Below are 16,514 nucleotides of genomic sequence, written 5' to 3'. Positions count from 1 at the left end.
ACTCAATATTTCCCTATATTATCGTAAAGCCCTTTCCTGTCATTGGCTTTGATGATAAAAAGATCCTTAAACATAACCAAAGAATCAGAGATGACTTTAACTCTTGACCCAGGAGAGTTTATGCACCTTACAGGCATTTTCATTATCCGGAAATTTGCCTTATTAGCAATATATAATAATTCTACATCAAATCCAAAACGCGGAATAGTAGTTTTTCTAAAAATTCTTTTTGCAGCTTCCTTCCTGAATACTTTGAATCCGCACTGGGAATCAGTTATCCCTTTAAGGATAAATTTGCCTACCATCCATGCATAAATCTTGCCCGAAATTCTTCGTAAAAAAGAAGGAGGATTCACTATTTCAGAATCTTTATGATTCCTGTCGCCTATGACAATATCAATGTCAGGATTTTCAAAATAAGAAAATGCCCTTTTAATATTTGAGGGTTCGCAGGAAAGGTCAGCATCAAAAAACATGATTATGTCATGCTGTGCTTCTTCAATTCCTTTTTTAACAGCCATCCCTTTGCCCATATTTCTTTCAAGGTTCGCTAATTTCAGATGCAGATTTGGATTGCTCTTCCTACATTCTTCCACAACTTTCACAGTTGAATCAAGACTGCCATCATTAACTATTATTATCTCATAAGAAAAATTATTTTTTCTGAAAAAATCATCCAGGGCTTTGAGAGTGGGTAAGATTCTGTTTTCTTCATTATAAGCAGGAATAATTATTGAAAGTGATTTCATATAATCCTTTTGCAAATTTTTTAAAATTAATATATCATGCTTTAATAAAAAACAAGTCAAGAGTAATAATATAAAATGTCAAAAAACATATTTTTCTAAAGCAAATAATGCAGTTCTCGTTTTACAGGTTTGCCATTCTTAGAACCATAATATTTTCTTTAGCCATCCTGATGCCTTTTCAGTTAAGCATCTCTTCTAAAATTATCAATGGAAATTTAGCTTATGGTGTAACAAACCTGTCTGAACAAGGAACAAAGGATAAAGGTATAATCCCCCTTAGTCCCCCTTTGTCAAAGGGGGATTCAGGGGGATTTTCAGATGAAACAAAGCAACCAAAGAAATTTTCTAAAAGCAGAATCTTAATAATTGCCCCTCATCCGGATGATGAAACCCTGGGCTGCGCGATGGTGATTTCAGAAACTATCAGACAGGGTAATCCGGTTAAAATAGTCCTGATTACCAATGGAGACCTCCTCTTCAGGCCCAAGGGCAACACGGTTTATGACTATGATAAAGACGGCGATATTGATTTTGTTGATTATGGCTATATACGCCAGCATGAAACCTTTACTGCAATGGGTAAACTCGGACTTAAACCAAAAGATATAATCTTTTTAGGATATCCTGATGGATTACTCTGGGGAATATACAACTGTGACTATAATGACATTTATCTGAAAGAGGGTTTTAATTTTACTATGGTACTGCATACAAAAAGTGGATACAGTTCTCCCTATAAAAACAGCTATCATTATAAAATTTATCTTGGAGAAAAACCGCTTTATAATAGAAATTATATAATTAGCGACCTTAAAAAAATCTTGTCAGATTTCAGACCTACAGATATTTTTGTAACCCATGAGTTTGATTTTCATTCTGACCATAAAGCATCCTTATTGTTTTTAAGGAAGGCCGTTAAGGAATTAAAAAGGGAAGGAAATCCTGATGTTGACCATATAAAGATACACAGATATCTGATTCACTATGACCTGCCTGAGAAAGCCCGCGAGGAAGAAGAATATCCGGACCCTCAAAGCCCGGAATTAGCTGTCAGAGATTTTACGGATAACTGCAAAAAAATACCATGGGAAGAAACGACTTTAGGCGCAGGCCCAAATGGCACAATATCACTTGATGAAGATTTTAAGACAGTTAAGCACGGGCTAATCAATTGCTATGCAACCCAGCTTTATGATGACTATTTCCAAAGCAGCTGCAAAGAGGAAATCAAACATTCCTGGCTTCACCAATTTGTAAAAGATAAGGAGGAATGGTGGGATTGGCCAATAGATTACCCAATACCTTTTGATTACTATGACAAGGGGAATTTATGGTTCAAGTTTAAACATTGGATAAAATGCTTTTACACAGTGGGAAAATTTAAAATAAAAGAAATGGGAAGCTTCTGCGTGTTATCATTTAACTATTGGAATTTTTTCGCAGCCGGAAGGCTGATTAACCAGAAATTATTGGTAGATATCAGGGACGAACCTTGCGGTTGCCCGCAAAGGGCAGAGACAAGCTCTGCCCCTACAGACTGGCTATGAAACATAGAGGCACAATATAATCTCAAAATTTGCATTAAAAAAATATAATAGCATTTTCAGTATTAAATAACATGCAAAGATTAAAAAATACAATCCGCAGTTTTGCTCTGGCAATAGCTGCTGCTTTCTTTATTCTTTTGGTGATAGAAATCTCCTTAAGGCTTATCCCTCAGGGTAGACTGCAAAATATTTTTGGAGATTTTGCTAACAGGGACGTTTACCAGAACAATAAGGCTTCAGGCTATTGCCTGAAGCCAAATCTCTCTACAATCTTTGAGGGTCACAGGCTGATTACTAACTCAAGAGGTTTAAGGGACAGGGAGTATAACGCCAATGAAAAAACTGATTTAAAAATTCTTGCCTTGGGAGACTCCTTCACTTTTGGCGAGGGCGTTGAAATGGAAGAGACTTACGCCAAAGTCCTAGAGAGAATTCTTAAGGAACAATATACTGGGAAGAATATTGAGGTTATAAATATCGGCGTGCCGGGATATGGCAATGACCAGGAACTCCGTGTTTTAAAAAAGGATGGGAAATATTACAAGCCAGATTTGGTTCTCGTAGGTTTCTACGTAGGAAACGATTTTCTGGACAACCAGATAGGCGGGGTTAAAAGAAGACGGGTAAAGGACAACGGGTTTCTCTATGACATCTATATTGAAAATAAAATAGATGAAGACCTTGAAAGAAAATTCCCTGCCCTTCTTTTCTGCCATATTGACCGCTATTTAAAAGAAAAAAGCCTTGCCTATTTCTTAATTAAATCAAGAATCGAAAATCTTCTGTGGAAATGGGGAATAAGCGAATTTTACAGCCAATATGCAATACTCGATATGGAAAATTTTCCCTATTTTGAAAATCCACTGCCGGAAAAATATAAAAAGGGTTTTGAACTTACTGTGAGCATAATAAAAGAGATAAAAAAAGAATCAGAAAAATTAGGTGCAGGGGTAGTAGTTGTATTAATCCCGGCAGGTTTTCAGGTTTATGAAGCATCTTTTGATGGACTCATGACAGAATATCACCTTAATAAAAGAAATTATAATATGGAAAGTTTAAATTCCCTGCTTGCGGAAAGGCTTAATTCAGACGGGATAATGGTCATTGACCTTCTGCCGAAACTCAGGCAGGAAGCAAAATCTGACAATGGTCTCTACTCATGGGGCCACTGGAGATCCAAAGCCCACAGGATTGCAGCAGAGGAAATTTACAGGTTTATGGAAGCTTCGCGGATTATTTTCTGACTCAAGGGAAGAGAATGAACTTAGAAAGAAAAGAAAGGAAATATATTTTTTTAATAGGTATTATTTCCCTCTTTTTATTCCTGCGCCTCTCTTTACTCTTTACAAATATAGATGAAATATTTGCCTATGAAGAAAGAACCAACGGCTGTATAACAAAAGATATAGTCAGCGGAAAGGTAAAAATGCCTCTCTATGACTACCAGGCTTATCCCCATTCAGGAGGCACGCTCGTTTCAGGAATTTTAACAGCACCGTTTTTCTTTTTGTTTGGGCCTTCCCTTATTTCCCTTAAGCTCTTATCACTTCTTTTTTCTTTGGGAACACTTATTCTCTGGTATAAGTTTTTAGATGAATATTTCTCCCGCTCAATAGCGCTTCTTTTCTCTGTTTTCTTTATCCTCGCGCCGCCTTTTTATTCAAAAGTATCTTTAATAGCCTGGGGGAATCACTGCGAATCTAATTTCTTTACAATCATTGCAATCATCCTGTTTTTTAAAATCATTTACGCAGACAAAAAAAGTAACCCTGTGAAAAACAGCTATTTTTTGCTCTTTGGACTGCTGAGCGGATTCTCAATATATTTTTCATATATATCCCTGATAACCATAATTACACTTTTTGCGTTATGGTTCATTTGGGATAAAGGCTTTTTCCTGAAAAAATCTTTTTTTATCTATCTTGCAGGCTCTTTTGCAGGGTTTTCTCCATGGATAGGCTATAACCTGTATCAAAGGGATGTAAACGGGTTCAAGTTATTCTCAGATGAATTCCTCGCAAAAGTCGATTACAAATATAACATAAGTTACCTCACTAAAAAATTTTACCAGATATTTTTAAAAGATGTCCCCTTGTCTTTTGGATTCGGTATCGGGTGGGATAGCATAGATATTATTTCATACTTATATTATTTCGTTTTTATCTTTTCTTTTCTGGTTTTTCTTTTTGTTTATTTAATGCCGTTAAACAAAAAATTAAGAAATAAATCCCATCCTGTTGGAAACAACCTGAAACCCAGTGAAGAAAGCCTGAAAAAACTCCTCCCTGTAACCTACATCATAATATTTTTATCCATTTTTACATTCAGCGGATTCTATAACCCGAAGATTGTCGAGCTTGAATGGTTTGATGTTTCCAAATACAGGTATTATGCTCCCCTTTATCCATTCATATTTCTTACGATTACATTAGGACTAAAAACAATCTGGTCAGAGTTTAATAATACTGTCCTAAAAATATTATCCGTGCTTACTTTTGTGTTTTTGATAGCTGCAGGTCTTTACAGCAATTTAAGGCTTATTAGATTTGATGAAATCGGGAAAGGTTTTATTCTTAAAGGGTATCACTACGATGAACTTCTACCAAGGTATATAAAGAACCGCGGGGATAAATTTGAAAGGATAAACCATTTAATAGGAAGGATGGATAAGGAATATATTCCTGAATATTATGAGCTAATAGGGATTGATTTTGGAAAGATCTTCAGAGGAAACATTAGCGAAGGAGTGAAAGCTATTGATAGAGCCAAACCTGAATACAGGAAATACCTATATTCAGGAATAGGGAGAGCAAGCGTTATGCTCTTTAAAGATGATCTCAGTAGATGTAGCGAGTTTATTGAAAAGATTCCTGAACCCTACAGGGCTTTTTGCTATCAGGGATTGGCTTATGAAGCACTCATGCAATTTCACAGGTATTCTTCATTAGATAACGGGTTATCTTCAGAATGGGATATTTCAGTGGTTCTTGCTTTAATAAATATGGTAGATGACAGGTATAAACCTGCATGTTATTTCGGACTTGGGAGAGGATTAATGGCTTTCGAGTTTTACTATGCTGAATCCAGAATGTATCTTTCTTCTGATTTGGTTATGAAATCAGGAAAAGCAATCAAAGAAATTGAAGATAAATATAAGGGATTTTGTTTTCAGGGAATTGGCATAGAATATGGAAGAAAGGTTTGGGGTTATTTCTTTGTTCAGTCATATTTTCAGCCTGAGCAAGGATACGGATTAGAAAATAAATTCTATTCAGAAGCATTGGAAAACGAAATTAGCAGAATCATTAAAGGAGAAAAAACATTGAATGAAGATGATAAAAGATATTACTATAAGGGGGTCAAAATGGCTGTAGAAGAGAATTTCACGGATGGCAAAGTTGTAAATTTCATACTTAACAGGATAAAAGAAAGAAAAGTTCTGTGAGTGAATTCAGTTTACCTTGTATATAACTACTTTTTGATAATTTTCCACATTTCTAAATTTATGATAGCGGATATCAGCTCTGTTATTCCACGGAAGGTCAGGAGAATCAATTTCATACCTTTTTATCCTGTGTCCTTCTTTCTCCATTTCTTTTAATATTTTATCCCGGTTAAAAAGACGGTTCCTGTAATTTGCTCTTGGTATTATCCAGTCAACTTTTTTTAGGGTATAAACATAATCTGGAAGCTTTTTTTCAATGATTGGATTATACTCATTTGACGGGATGGAGCTATAGAACTCTGGTTTATTTGAGATGACATAGGCAATATTGAGGTTTGTATAGAAAAGTATAGGGGCTGATTCATAGTTGGTTAAAACAGTATCTTCTCTTTTTCCGTATTTATTCAGAAATCCAACAATGCCGTCAACAGGGCCTTTGTAGCTGTGAGTCAATTCATATAGAAAATCAAAATAGATTTTCTTTCCCAAAAGCATATTCTTAAATTCAGATTTTAGATTTTCAGTTTTTGTGTTTTCTTTTAAAGGTATACTTACTGCATTAAAGATGATATTTGGGAAGCTGTTTAAAATATTGGTTGAGATTAAAATTAAGAAAACAAAATATCCAAGCCATCTTTTGTAATCAACGAGTGTTTTTACTATCAGTGCTGAAAGAAAAGAGAAAAGAGGTATTAACCCTACGGCATATCTCATTCCTATTATATTTTGAGTATAGCTTATATAGGGAAGAAATAAGAGATTTAAAATAATTATAATGAGCAGTAGCTGATAAATTTCCCGGTGGGCGGTACGCTTTTTAAACAAAAAATATATTGCAACTGGAATGAAAATAAGAGGAAATACGTTTTCATTAACTATTTTTAACAGATCAAATTCCTGGGCTATAAATGATGGTTCTCCGCCTTTTCCCAATAGAGAAACTCCTTGTGAGAAGCCTTTTGTATAAATTAACCACGGAATAGTTAGAAGAAAAATAATTGCGCTGCAGAACAAAAAATGTTTTATATTTTTTCTTTGATTATTTGTAATAATTAAAAAAACAAAAAGCCCAAAAATAGTTGGGAAAAAAGGAAGAAAATTGCTATGGAAAAGCAAGGTTGAGGAAAGTATAAACAGAATCCTTCCTGTCTTGCTTTGGAGTTTGTAAAAAGAATAAATTATAAGAATAACAGAAAGAGCAAGTAATGAATAGTATCTGCATTGTCTGCTATAGAGAATAAATTGAAGGGAAATAGTCAGAAAAAATGAAGATAAGAGAGCAATTTTGTTATCATTAGTGAGTTTAAGGCTTAATAGATATAGAAAAAAAATTGTTAAAAATCCTGCCAAAGCAAACGGGAAACGGGCTGAAAAATTACTCTCTCCGAGCAGGGAAAAAGAAAGAGCCGTCAGATATGCCTGAGCCCAGGGATGCCATGTCCAGATAAAATCCTCATTAAAGTCTGCTCCGTTTAAAGAGGATATAAGGTTTTTCCCATCCCATGCTTTGGGGATTCCGCCTTTGAGAACAGACCTTGCAAGCATGGCAGTCTCTGCCTCATCCTGCCAGAGTTTCACATCTCCGAGGTTAATAAAAAGAAAAATTACAGCTAATGACAAGATAGGTAGAATGCCAGCATGAGATGACAGTCCGTTTTTAGTAAGCATTATATATCTCTATTTTCTCAGGAGCGTTATAGATTTCAATAAACCCAATTGGATCATCCATTATTGTAACTTTTTCTATTTTCCGCTCAGGTTTTGTTTTAAGAGTATCATGCCAGTGATATTTTATTGTTATGTTCCCGGGGGAAACATTTTTTAGGTACAGGTGGTTATAATCGGAACTGATTTCTCCATTGCCCTTCAGGAAAAAGTTTGGGTTTCTGTTAACCACATAGATATAAAATTTATCTATTTTTGTTAGCAGTGTTACTATTTCCGGATGGCTGTCAAAATACTCCCTTGAATTTGAAATGAAGCATATTATCCATTTTACATTGTAAAGATCAAAGTATCTCCTGAGTTTTTCAGAAGATAGCTCTTTTATTGGTTTTTCAAAAATGGTTGCATCATGGAATTCTGCAAAATGATGTTTCATGAAGAATTGAGGTAAGGGACCACCAATAAATTCTCGGTCAGTATATAAAGGGAAAAGAGCAGGGAGATGAGTTCCCCAGTAGGCATGTCCGCTCTGCCAGCAGGAATCTTCAAGAAGTATTCTTCCGCTTTTTGAAGTATTTTTCTTTATCCAGTCTATTAATTCTGAAGCAGGTGCAGGCAGATGAGAAGTGGGAATAGCTTCATGGGAAAAATAATCATGTCCTTTGGTTGTTTTATTTAGCCTGTCATATACCATAATCTTATCATTTCCTGAAGGGATGGAAAGCATTTTTGCTGCCTTAGCTAAATTTTTAGGAAAAATTGTAATAAGAAGAAATATACAAGCAACAATAGCAATAATTCTTTTTTGAAATGATATTCTTCCCTGTTTTTCAAAGATTTCTGAGAGGAAATCAGAAGCCGGTATGAAGAGAAACAGGTTGAGAATAAATTCGTATCTCCAGGGATTTTGCAAAAATTCAAAAGTAAAATATGCCCCGAAATAGGCAAAAATAAAAAGAACAATTGAGCCACCTCCTAATGGTATGAGCAAATCATTCCTTTTTGCCTTCCATTTAATAAAACCTCCGATGGCACAGATTAAAATCGCAAGCCTCAGATAACGGAAAATGCTTCCTCCGGGGAAGTAAGAATCAACGAAGAAAAAAGGATTTTTTGAGCCAAAAAACCATTCTATTTCAGAGAGATTATTCAGAGAATAATATTTTATGAAAGGTATAATCCAAGGGCTGTTGAAAAAAAGTATAAGAGCAAGGGATGATATTACATAGATATGGCTTTTTAATCTCATTCTTCTTGAAAAAACCGCATAAAGAAGAAGGCAGGGAACTGCAATGTTAATTGGTGCAAGAATATGGACACTCAGTGCAAATGTCCCAATAATCATTGCCAATAGCATAAACACAGTTTTTTCTTCTTTTAGAAAGCGATAAAATAAAGAAAAGATTAATAATCCGATGTAGGAGACAAAGATAAATGCGAACTGACCTGCAAGATTAAATCTTAAAGCCGGAGAGTTCCACCAGTAGGCTGTTCCCATGGCAAAGGCTATTAATAATTTATTGCCCTGTAAGTTTAGGTTTTTTGAAGCCCATAGATATATTAAAGGTGACAGAAGGAAGTTAAAGAGAATATAAAATTTGTAAACAACGGCAGAATTGATTGATGAAAAAACAAGAGCTATAATCTCTGCTGATTTTGCGTCAGCATCAAAGACTGTTGACTTTGGATATCCGGCCATAAAAAACGGGCTGTACCCCCAAAGTTTCCCTGTTTCAGAAAAAATTTTTTTAACCGGATCAATGTGAGAAAAATGGATGGAATAGTCATCGTTGAGCAAAGAAGTTTCACTCAGAAAATCACAATTAGATAAAAACCCGAATACTCCTATAAGATGGGCAATAAATATGATGGCAAATATTGGAAGTTTTGTTTTTACCTGAAAATGCATAGCGAGCACATCCACACAGCTTGCCTGCCTGATGGTAGACAGGCTGTTGGGTTTAGCGAGCAAATATATTAAAAAATATTCCTTACATTTAAAGATTCCACGCAAGCCTGCTGCATAAAGATTCAATAACTGCTACTTAAGCTTCCCACGCAGCTTAAAAAGCTCTTGAAATGCTTTGAAGATTACTTTCGGGTTTGCCCCTGTCTGGCTTCCCCATTGTCTTGGATAGTGTGTTACTCCAACTTCTTTGATTGTAAATCCCTTTTTCTTAGCCTTGATTAGAATTTCAGCGTTTATGAAAGCTCCGGTAGAGTCTATATCAATAGAATCTATAACCTTTTTTTTGAAGAGCTTGAAGGCGCAGTTTAAGTCCCTTATTTTCAATCCAAAAAGTATTCTTACAAAAAGGTTAAAACTCCAGGCATTTAATCTCCTCATGAAATTGTCCCTTCTGTTAATCCTGTAACCAGCTACAATATCAAACTCCTCAGCGTATGGAAGCAATCCTCCAATCTCTTTTATATCAAACTGGTTATCTCCGTCAGTGAAGAAAATATAGTCATAGATAGAATTTTTGAATCCAGTTTTAAGAGCAGCCCCATATCCATAATTGGTTTCATGATTGTATACTTTTACGTGCGGGTCTTTATTTGCTATGGTTTCAGCAATTTCTCTGGTATTATCTTTACTTCCGTCGTTTACTATAATTACTTCATATTGGTCTGAAATTGTCTGGAAAAAGTTTAGAGTTGAGCTTGTTAAGGCTTCAAGATTCTTTTCCTCATTGTAACAAGGGAAAAAAGCAGAAATATTCAGTTTTTTGTTAAATGACATAATAAATTATTAATAATATAATATTTTAACAAAATGCAATAAAAATAATATGAGACGAAACAATGTAAACACGATAACCGTTATTAATCTGCTTTCTTTTTTGGAAAATGAAGTTTACTTTTAAAATTAATTTCAGATAAAATTCATTATCAATGCTTAAACATAATAAAAAGAATATTTTTTTTAAGCCAAATCTAATAGTTCTGTGCATTTATGTTTTATTAACTATTGTCCTCACTTATCCATGGATAGCAAAATTTAACACTCATAAACTTGGTGATGATATTGATGGATCGATGCTTATATGGAATATCTGGTGGATTAAAAAAGCATTCAGTTTCCAAGGTTACTCCTTACTGTTTTCTGATTACATATTCTATCCTATAGGTACGAGCCTTGTATTTCATACTCTTATACTGCTTAATGGTATTCTTGCACTACCCTTTTTCCTTGCCACAAAAAATATCGTACTTATCTTCAATACTCTGACTTTTTCTGCTTTTGTATTATCCGGTTTTGGGACTTATCTTCTTGTTGACTATTTAGTAAAGGATAAAATAGCAGCATTTATATCAGGGTTGATTTTTGCCTTTTGTCCTTTCCATTTTGTTAAAGTTTCATTCATAAACTATCTTAGTACTCAATGGATTCCTTTTTATATTCTTTTCTTGTTGAAATCCTTTAACGAGGAAAGAGCAAAGCATTTTAATATTTTTCTTGCCAGCCTGTTCCTTTTATTCAATACTCTTATTTGTGAGATATATGGGCTATTTGCAGTTATCTTTACTCTGTCTTATTTAGCATACTGTCTAATAACAGAAAAGAACTCCTCCTTGAGAAAAAGAGTTATTTTAAGGTGTTCTGCGGTATTCTTTCTTTTCCTTCTATTGTTTTCTCCTGTTCTCTATTCGATGGGTAAATTCCTTTTGGAAGAGGGAGGAGAAATTTTATCTTCAACTTTTGAAAATGCAAAATTTGAATCTGTTGATTTATTAGCATACATTATTCCCAATCCTATCCATCCAATCTGGGGAGATTTTTCTTTTAATTTGACAAGAAAATTTTCAGGTATTTTCCAGGAAACTACAATTTTTCCGGGTTATACAGTTATTTTACTTGCATTACTTTCTCTTTTTAAAATTAAAGATTACCGTATCTTAAAATTCTGGATTTTAATGCTTTTGATAAGCATACTTTTGACTTTTGGCCCAATACTTCACATCAACGGCAAAGAACATTTTTTCTCCTCACATAGAACAATCCCGATGCCATACCTGATAACTTACTATCTTCCGTTTTTGAAAGCTGTTAGAATACCAGGGCGTTATGGGGTAATGGTAATGTTATTTTTTGCCATTCTTGCAGGCTATTCATCAAAAATGCTTTTTACAAGAAAAACAAAAAACCTTCTTTTATCGCAGATGGCTATTATTGCATTTATCATATTTGAGTACCTTTCCATACCGTTTCCTTTAATATCTGATATGAAAATCCCAAGTGTTTATGAAGGAATTAAAAATAACTCAGAGGATTTTACAATTCTCCACATACCTCTTGGATGGAGAGCTAAAGGGACTTATCATTTAGGGTATAATTTAACGCGCTTCCAGTACTACCAGACTTATCATGAGAAAAGAATACTTGACGGAATGCTTGCCAGAACATCAAGATATAATACTGATTACTTTGCGAGAGCGCCTGTAATAAAATCTCTCATAGATTTGGAATATGGTAATCCTGTTTCTCCAGAGATTATGCAAAAAGATAGAGAAAATGTAAGAGAATTTTTAGAATTTTTAGATATAAGATATATAGTTCTTGATGAAGTCTATGAGAGGGTTTTTACTAATATGAGCAAAGAATCCCTGACAAACATAGATAATTATGTAAGAGAAGTTTTTCCTGTTAAGTTGATATTCGAGAACAGCAGACAGAATCGAATTAATATAGAGAGTTCTTTTAGAAGATATAAAAATTATTTAGAAAGCAAATCTCCGCCACGTGAGGACCCTTTTTTCAGTGAAATTACAGCTCTTGATACAACTTATAAGGTGTACAAAGTAGAAAAGAGTAAGGGATTTGATAGTGTCAGGATTAATCCGAAAGAAAATATCTCAAATTTATACCTTGCAAAGGGTTGGTCAGAGATATCTGAAAATAGCTCAGGCATACAGGCTGTTGAGGATAAAGCTTTGATTCTCGTTCGTTTCAATAATGTAAACGAGAGGAAAATCAAATTCAAGGCTTCCACCTTAAAGCCTTTTAAAGGAAAGAATTTCAGATTAATTATAAAGCTAAATAATTATAAAGCTAAAGAGATTCTGATTAAACCCGGATGGAATATCTATTCTATAAACTTACCTGAAAGTTTTCAAAAAGACGGGATAAATAGAATAGAGTTTTTAAGAGCCGATTCTCACAGCGCAGGGAATATTCCAATAAACTTTGAATTTTTTGAAATAGAACCAGCTTGAAAATAATGAGATGTTTCTTGACAGTATAAAATACTGAACATTAAAAGATGAAAACGTTTATTTGCTTTAAAAGTATTGTGATTATTTTTATTTCACTGCTTGTATTCAGTATATCTGCATGTTATAAAACTAGTTATGAAAAACCTGCAAATCTCATTCTTATAGTAGTTGATACGCTCAGGGCTGATTACCTTTCCTGCTATGGCAATGGATTTGTTAAATCTCCAAATATCGATAAGCTGGCTTCTGACGGAGTTTTGTTTGAGAATGTAATTTCTCAGTCATCATGGACATTACCATCTCATGCAACTTTAATGACTTCTAAATATCCAATTCAGCACGGAGCTTTAAGTTATAATAATCCTCTTAATGAATCAGAAATAACTTTGGCTGAAACATTAAAAAAGAATGGATATATTACTGGTGCTTTTATAAGCACAACACTTGTCAGCTCAAAATTTGGGTTTAATCAGGGATTTGATACATTTAATGAGGACCTTGACGCTGATTATCAGAGGCCTGTTACCAAATTTCACGCCAAATCATTACAATGGATTGAGAAAAACTATGGGAATAAATCCTTTCTGTGGATGCATTACTTTGAACCACATTATCCCTATCTACAGCATGAACCTTATACTAGCTCATATGAGTCTTTTTTTAATAAAGGTGAAAAAGGGAATTTTGATTATACTCATGAATGGATTAAAGAAAAGTTTAACAGAAAAGAAGCAGAGCTAAACATTAAGGATCTCAATCGCTTGAAAGCGCTTTATGGCGGAGAAGTAAGTTACATCGATGAATTTATTGGTGAATTGATTAATAAGATTAAAAAATTAGGTCTCTATGATAGAAGCTTAATAGTCTTAACATCTGACCATGGTGAATCTTTGGGAGAGCATCATCTTATTGAACATGGAGAAAGCTTATATGAACCTGAAATAAAAGTTCCTCTTATAATCAAATTTCCATTTAATAACGGAGGAATTGAAAAGGGGAAAAGGATTAAACTCAGGGTTCAATTGATAGATATAATGCCGACTGTTTTATCTGTATTAAAAATAAAACCACAGGCTATGCTTTACGGGTCTGACCTGATTTCATCTATTATTAATGATAGAAGTTTTGAAGATCGTGCCTGTTACAGCGAAGTTCACAATTTTAAGTCATTGAGCAAGGGTAATTGGAAACTAATCCTTTCCCTTCCTGTAAGGGGGAAACCTGAGTTTTTCAATTTAAAAGAGGACCCAAGTGAAAGTGAAAATCTATTTCAGATGGCTTTTGATAGAGGTGAAAGTTTGAAGAGAGAGCTATTAAAATGGATTGTAACCATGAATAACCCTATCCCCAAAACAGTTAGAATTGATAATAAGACAGAGGAAAAGCTTAAAAGCCTTGGGTATCTAAATGCTGGAATTGATAGAACAATTAAAATGGATAAATTTCCTCCTTCCGGAGAAATTTTTAATGCGGGTTTTCATGGCAAAATAGATGCAGATTCTGCAAAAGGTAATCCAAGAGCTAAATCTCCCTCACCTTTAGAGATAAAAAAAGAAGGGATTTTACTCGGAGATAATAAAAGTCTAAGTTTTGAAGCAAATGGAAATATCAATGAGAAGGAGGGAACTATTGAGTTTTGGATAAAACCTTCCTATAAATGGAATGATTCTAAGAGTCATCATATTATAACGATATCTGGTGGAGGAAAAAAGAATCTGATGGAAATAAAGATTCTTGACAGGATAAATGATTCTAAAAGGAAAAGCTATACTGGACCTTTTATAGTTTTTAGTATTTTCACAGAGAGATGGTATCAGTCAGTGTGTGATGTTAAAAATTTATCAAATGACACCCCCCATCATATTGTTGCTACATGGAAAGCAGATGGAAGCCAAGTCATTGAAGCAATAAAGCTCTATGTTGATGGTGTAAGGGATGAATTTTCTGGTGAACCTGTAAAGGCTATCCGACAAAAAGGAAAAGCCAAGTTAATAATATTAGGAAAAGAAGATGAAAAAGAAGGAAGACAATTTATGTTGTCTGATCTTAAAATATACTCTACTTACCACGACTGGGGACCTTTGATAGTTGAAATAGTAAAAAAAACTGTTTTTGAGGAATAGATTATAGCCTTCAGAGGTTAAGTCTCCACCGCAGGGTGTTATAGACAGCTCCCAAATGAAGAGAAAAAAGAAGATTGTACTCCAAATAATCACCAGCCAGACATATTTCACAATCAATTTTTTGAATATTTTTAAATGCTTTTAAAAACCCTCCATCCAGTATATTATATGTCTTTATTTTTTTTAAATGCTGATGACAAGCGTAAAGGTCTCCGTTTGAATCTATATGGCAGAATAACTTTCCAGCCCAGCATTTTACATTTTTTGTAAAATTGTTCTCTTTTGAAGGATAACAAGGTTTATGATAATCAGGCCAGTTATAGAGGGCTTTAAAGTATTCCAGAGAATTTATAATTCTTGTTTTATTCAACCTCTTATTTTCTATGAGTTTTAAAATTGCCTTTCTGTATTCTTCTGCTGATGGGATAAGCCAGTTTGCATCTCCTGATGCTGCAGGAGGATGGTGAACTAATTGGAAATTTGTGAAAAAATCAAGTTCACGAGATTTATTTAATATGAAATCAATCTGGTCAATATTGTTTTTAGTTAAAGTGGTTGTAGTCCAAACCTGAATTTTTTCTTTGCGGGAAACCTTTATAGCTCTCATTAAATTTTCATATGCTCCTTTATATTTCTGTGAATCATGAATCTCGGGTGATCCGTCAAAGGACAGAGTAATAATGTCAATTTTTCGGATTTTATCGAGATTCTGCTCCAAAAGGAACCCGTTTGTATTTATAGTCAGAAACAATCCTTTCTTTTTACCGTAATCTATAATTTCTCCAATATCCTCTCTCAAAAGAGGCTCTCCTCCGTAAAAACTCAACCGTTTCGTTCCGTTTATTGAAAGCTCATTAATTAGAGAAATAATTTCATCTAAACTCATATCTTTTTCGTTGCGAGCCCATATTTTGCAATACTGACACCTGAAATTACACCTTGTTGTCACTGTGAGAACTACATTCAGCGGATAGCTTCTCTTTAAAAGATGGGCTTTGAGAACAGAGGAACCGATATCTATTAATTCATGGGTTTTCATTGAGATTTTTCAAGACAGGTTTTGACGGAATGAGCAATATAATTAATATCTTTCTTGTTGAGAGATGGATAAATAGGAAAATATAAACCATTTGTTGTCAGATTTAAAGATACCGGACAATCTTTAAAATATTGAGAAAGCCATTTTTCATATGAGCAAGCAAGCAGGAACCCTTTGGTACTATCAACTCCTTTTTTTAGCAGATTCATCAGCAATTCTTCTCTTTTTTCTACCTGTATAAAAAAATTAAGGTATATGTTTTTTACTCCATCAATTGTTTCAGGAAGTTTGATTTTAGGTAAATCCTTAAGTAAATTATTCAAATATATTGCATTCTCCATTCGTCTGTTGTTGTTATAGTCAAGAATTTTTAATTGTTCAAGACCTATAACTGCCTGCATATTGGCAAGCTTTCTCTTATAGTATTCAGGCAAGTCAGTTGCTAACATCTCTTCAGGATTTTCATTGAACATTTTATCTATAAAGTCAAATTTCAAAACTGAGATTAATAAAAGGACAGGATATACAGTGAATGTAAATATTAATGGGTGCGTGAATAACCATACAAAGAATGCAGTAAACGCACTTTTGAAAAGATATGATTTTGCAAGTGGTAAGAAAGTATTAACCTCATTGCGGATTTTTGAGTATATTTCCTGATTATCCGTTACAACCATTCCACCGCCAAGGCAGTTAAAATTTTTGACTAACCCAAAACTGAAGTAACCA

10 protein-coding genes and 1 pseudogene are annotated in these 16,514 nt (G+C 34.1%); 5 read left to right on the top strand and 6 right to left on the bottom strand.

The genetic code is table 11. The features are described 5' to 3' along the window. Positions 1 to 2: 2 nt before the first annotated feature. The gene (locus A3H37_10820) at positions 3 to 749 is read right to left on the bottom strand and encodes a hypothetical protein (GenBank protein OGL50964.1); all 747 of its coding nucleotides are present in this window, start codon (positions 747 to 749) and stop codon (positions 3 to 5) included. 107 nt (positions 750 to 856) lie between these two features. Here A3H37_10820 and A3H37_10815 point away from each other — a divergent pair, with 107 nt between their 5' ends. The 3 genes from A3H37_10815 to A3H37_10805 all read left to right on the top strand — a co-directional run bounded on the left by A3H37_10815 (position 857) and on the right by A3H37_10805 (position 5,741). Next, positions 857 to 2,296, top strand: coding sequence for a hypothetical protein (locus A3H37_10815; protein OGL50963.1), 1,440 nt, complete (start codon positions 857 to 859; stop codon positions 2,294 to 2,296). Between the two features lie 71 nt (positions 2,297 to 2,367). Beyond that, positions 2,368 to 3,540, top strand: a complete 1,173-nt coding sequence (locus tag A3H37_10810) for a hypothetical protein (protein ID OGL50962.1) — start codon at positions 2,368 to 2,370, stop codon at positions 3,538 to 3,540. A gap of 14 nt (positions 3,541 to 3,554) precedes the next feature. Further along, positions 3,555 to 5,741, top strand: coding sequence for a hypothetical protein (locus A3H37_10805; GenBank protein ID OGL50961.1), 2,187 nt, complete (start codon positions 3,555 to 3,557; stop codon positions 5,739 to 5,741). A 6-nt stretch (positions 5,742 to 5,747) separates the two neighbouring features. On the opposite strand, the gene A3H37_10800 is transcribed toward A3H37_10805, so the two are convergent. The 3 genes from A3H37_10800 to A3H37_10790 are packed head-to-tail and all read right to left on the bottom strand — an operon-like array spanning position 5,748 to position 10,149. After that, on the bottom strand, positions 5,748 to 7,409 hold the full coding sequence (locus A3H37_10800) for a hypothetical protein (protein OGL50960.1): 1,662 nt from the start codon (positions 7,407 to 7,409) through the stop codon (positions 5,748 to 5,750). Beyond that, positions 7,399 to 9,441, bottom strand: a complete 2,043-nt coding sequence (locus tag A3H37_10795; protein OGL50959.1) for a hypothetical protein — start codon at positions 9,439 to 9,441, stop codon at positions 7,399 to 7,401. Before A3H37_10795 ends, A3H37_10800 begins: the two co-directional genes overlap by 11 nt. Before the next feature lie 6 nt (positions 9,442 to 9,447). Continuing rightward, entirely contained in the window at positions 9,448 to 10,149 is a 702-nt protein-coding gene (locus A3H37_10790) for a cell wall biosynthesis glycosyltransferase (protein ID OGL50958.1), read from the bottom strand. 152 nt (positions 10,150 to 10,301) lie between these two features. Here A3H37_10790 and A3H37_10785 point away from each other — a divergent pair, with 152 nt between their 5' ends. Together A3H37_10785 and A3H37_10780 are read left to right on the top strand one after the other, a co-directional pair. Beyond that, entirely contained in the window at positions 10,302 to 12,623 is a 2,322-nt protein-coding gene (locus tag A3H37_10785) for a hypothetical protein (protein ID OGL50957.1), read from the top strand. Positions 12,624 to 12,700: 77 nt separating this feature from the next. After that, positions 12,701 to 14,746 (top strand): hypothetical protein, encoded by a 2,046-nt coding sequence (locus tag A3H37_10780; protein ID OGL50956.1) that lies wholly within the window; start codon positions 12,701 to 12,703, stop codon positions 14,744 to 14,746. A gap of 10 nt (positions 14,747 to 14,756) precedes the next feature. On the opposite strand, the gene A3H37_10775 is transcribed toward A3H37_10780, so the two are convergent. Next, a complete protein-coding gene (locus A3H37_10775; protein ID OGL50955.1) occupies positions 14,757 to 15,785 on the bottom strand; it encodes a hypothetical protein in 1,029 nt (342 codons plus the stop codon). Further along, a pseudogene (locus tag A3H37_10770) lies at positions 15,782 to 16,514 on the bottom strand (hypothetical protein). The gene A3H37_10775 and the pseudogene A3H37_10770 overlap by 4 nt, the downstream one beginning before the upstream one ends.

The organism is Candidatus Schekmanbacteria bacterium RIFCSPLOWO2_02_FULL_38_14, from assembly GCA_001790855.1.
GTDB lineage: Bacteria > Schekmanbacteria > GWA2-38-11 > GWA2-38-11 > GWA2-38-11 > 2-02-FULL-38-14-A.
This window is presented reverse-complemented; position numbering and strand designations above follow the sequence as displayed.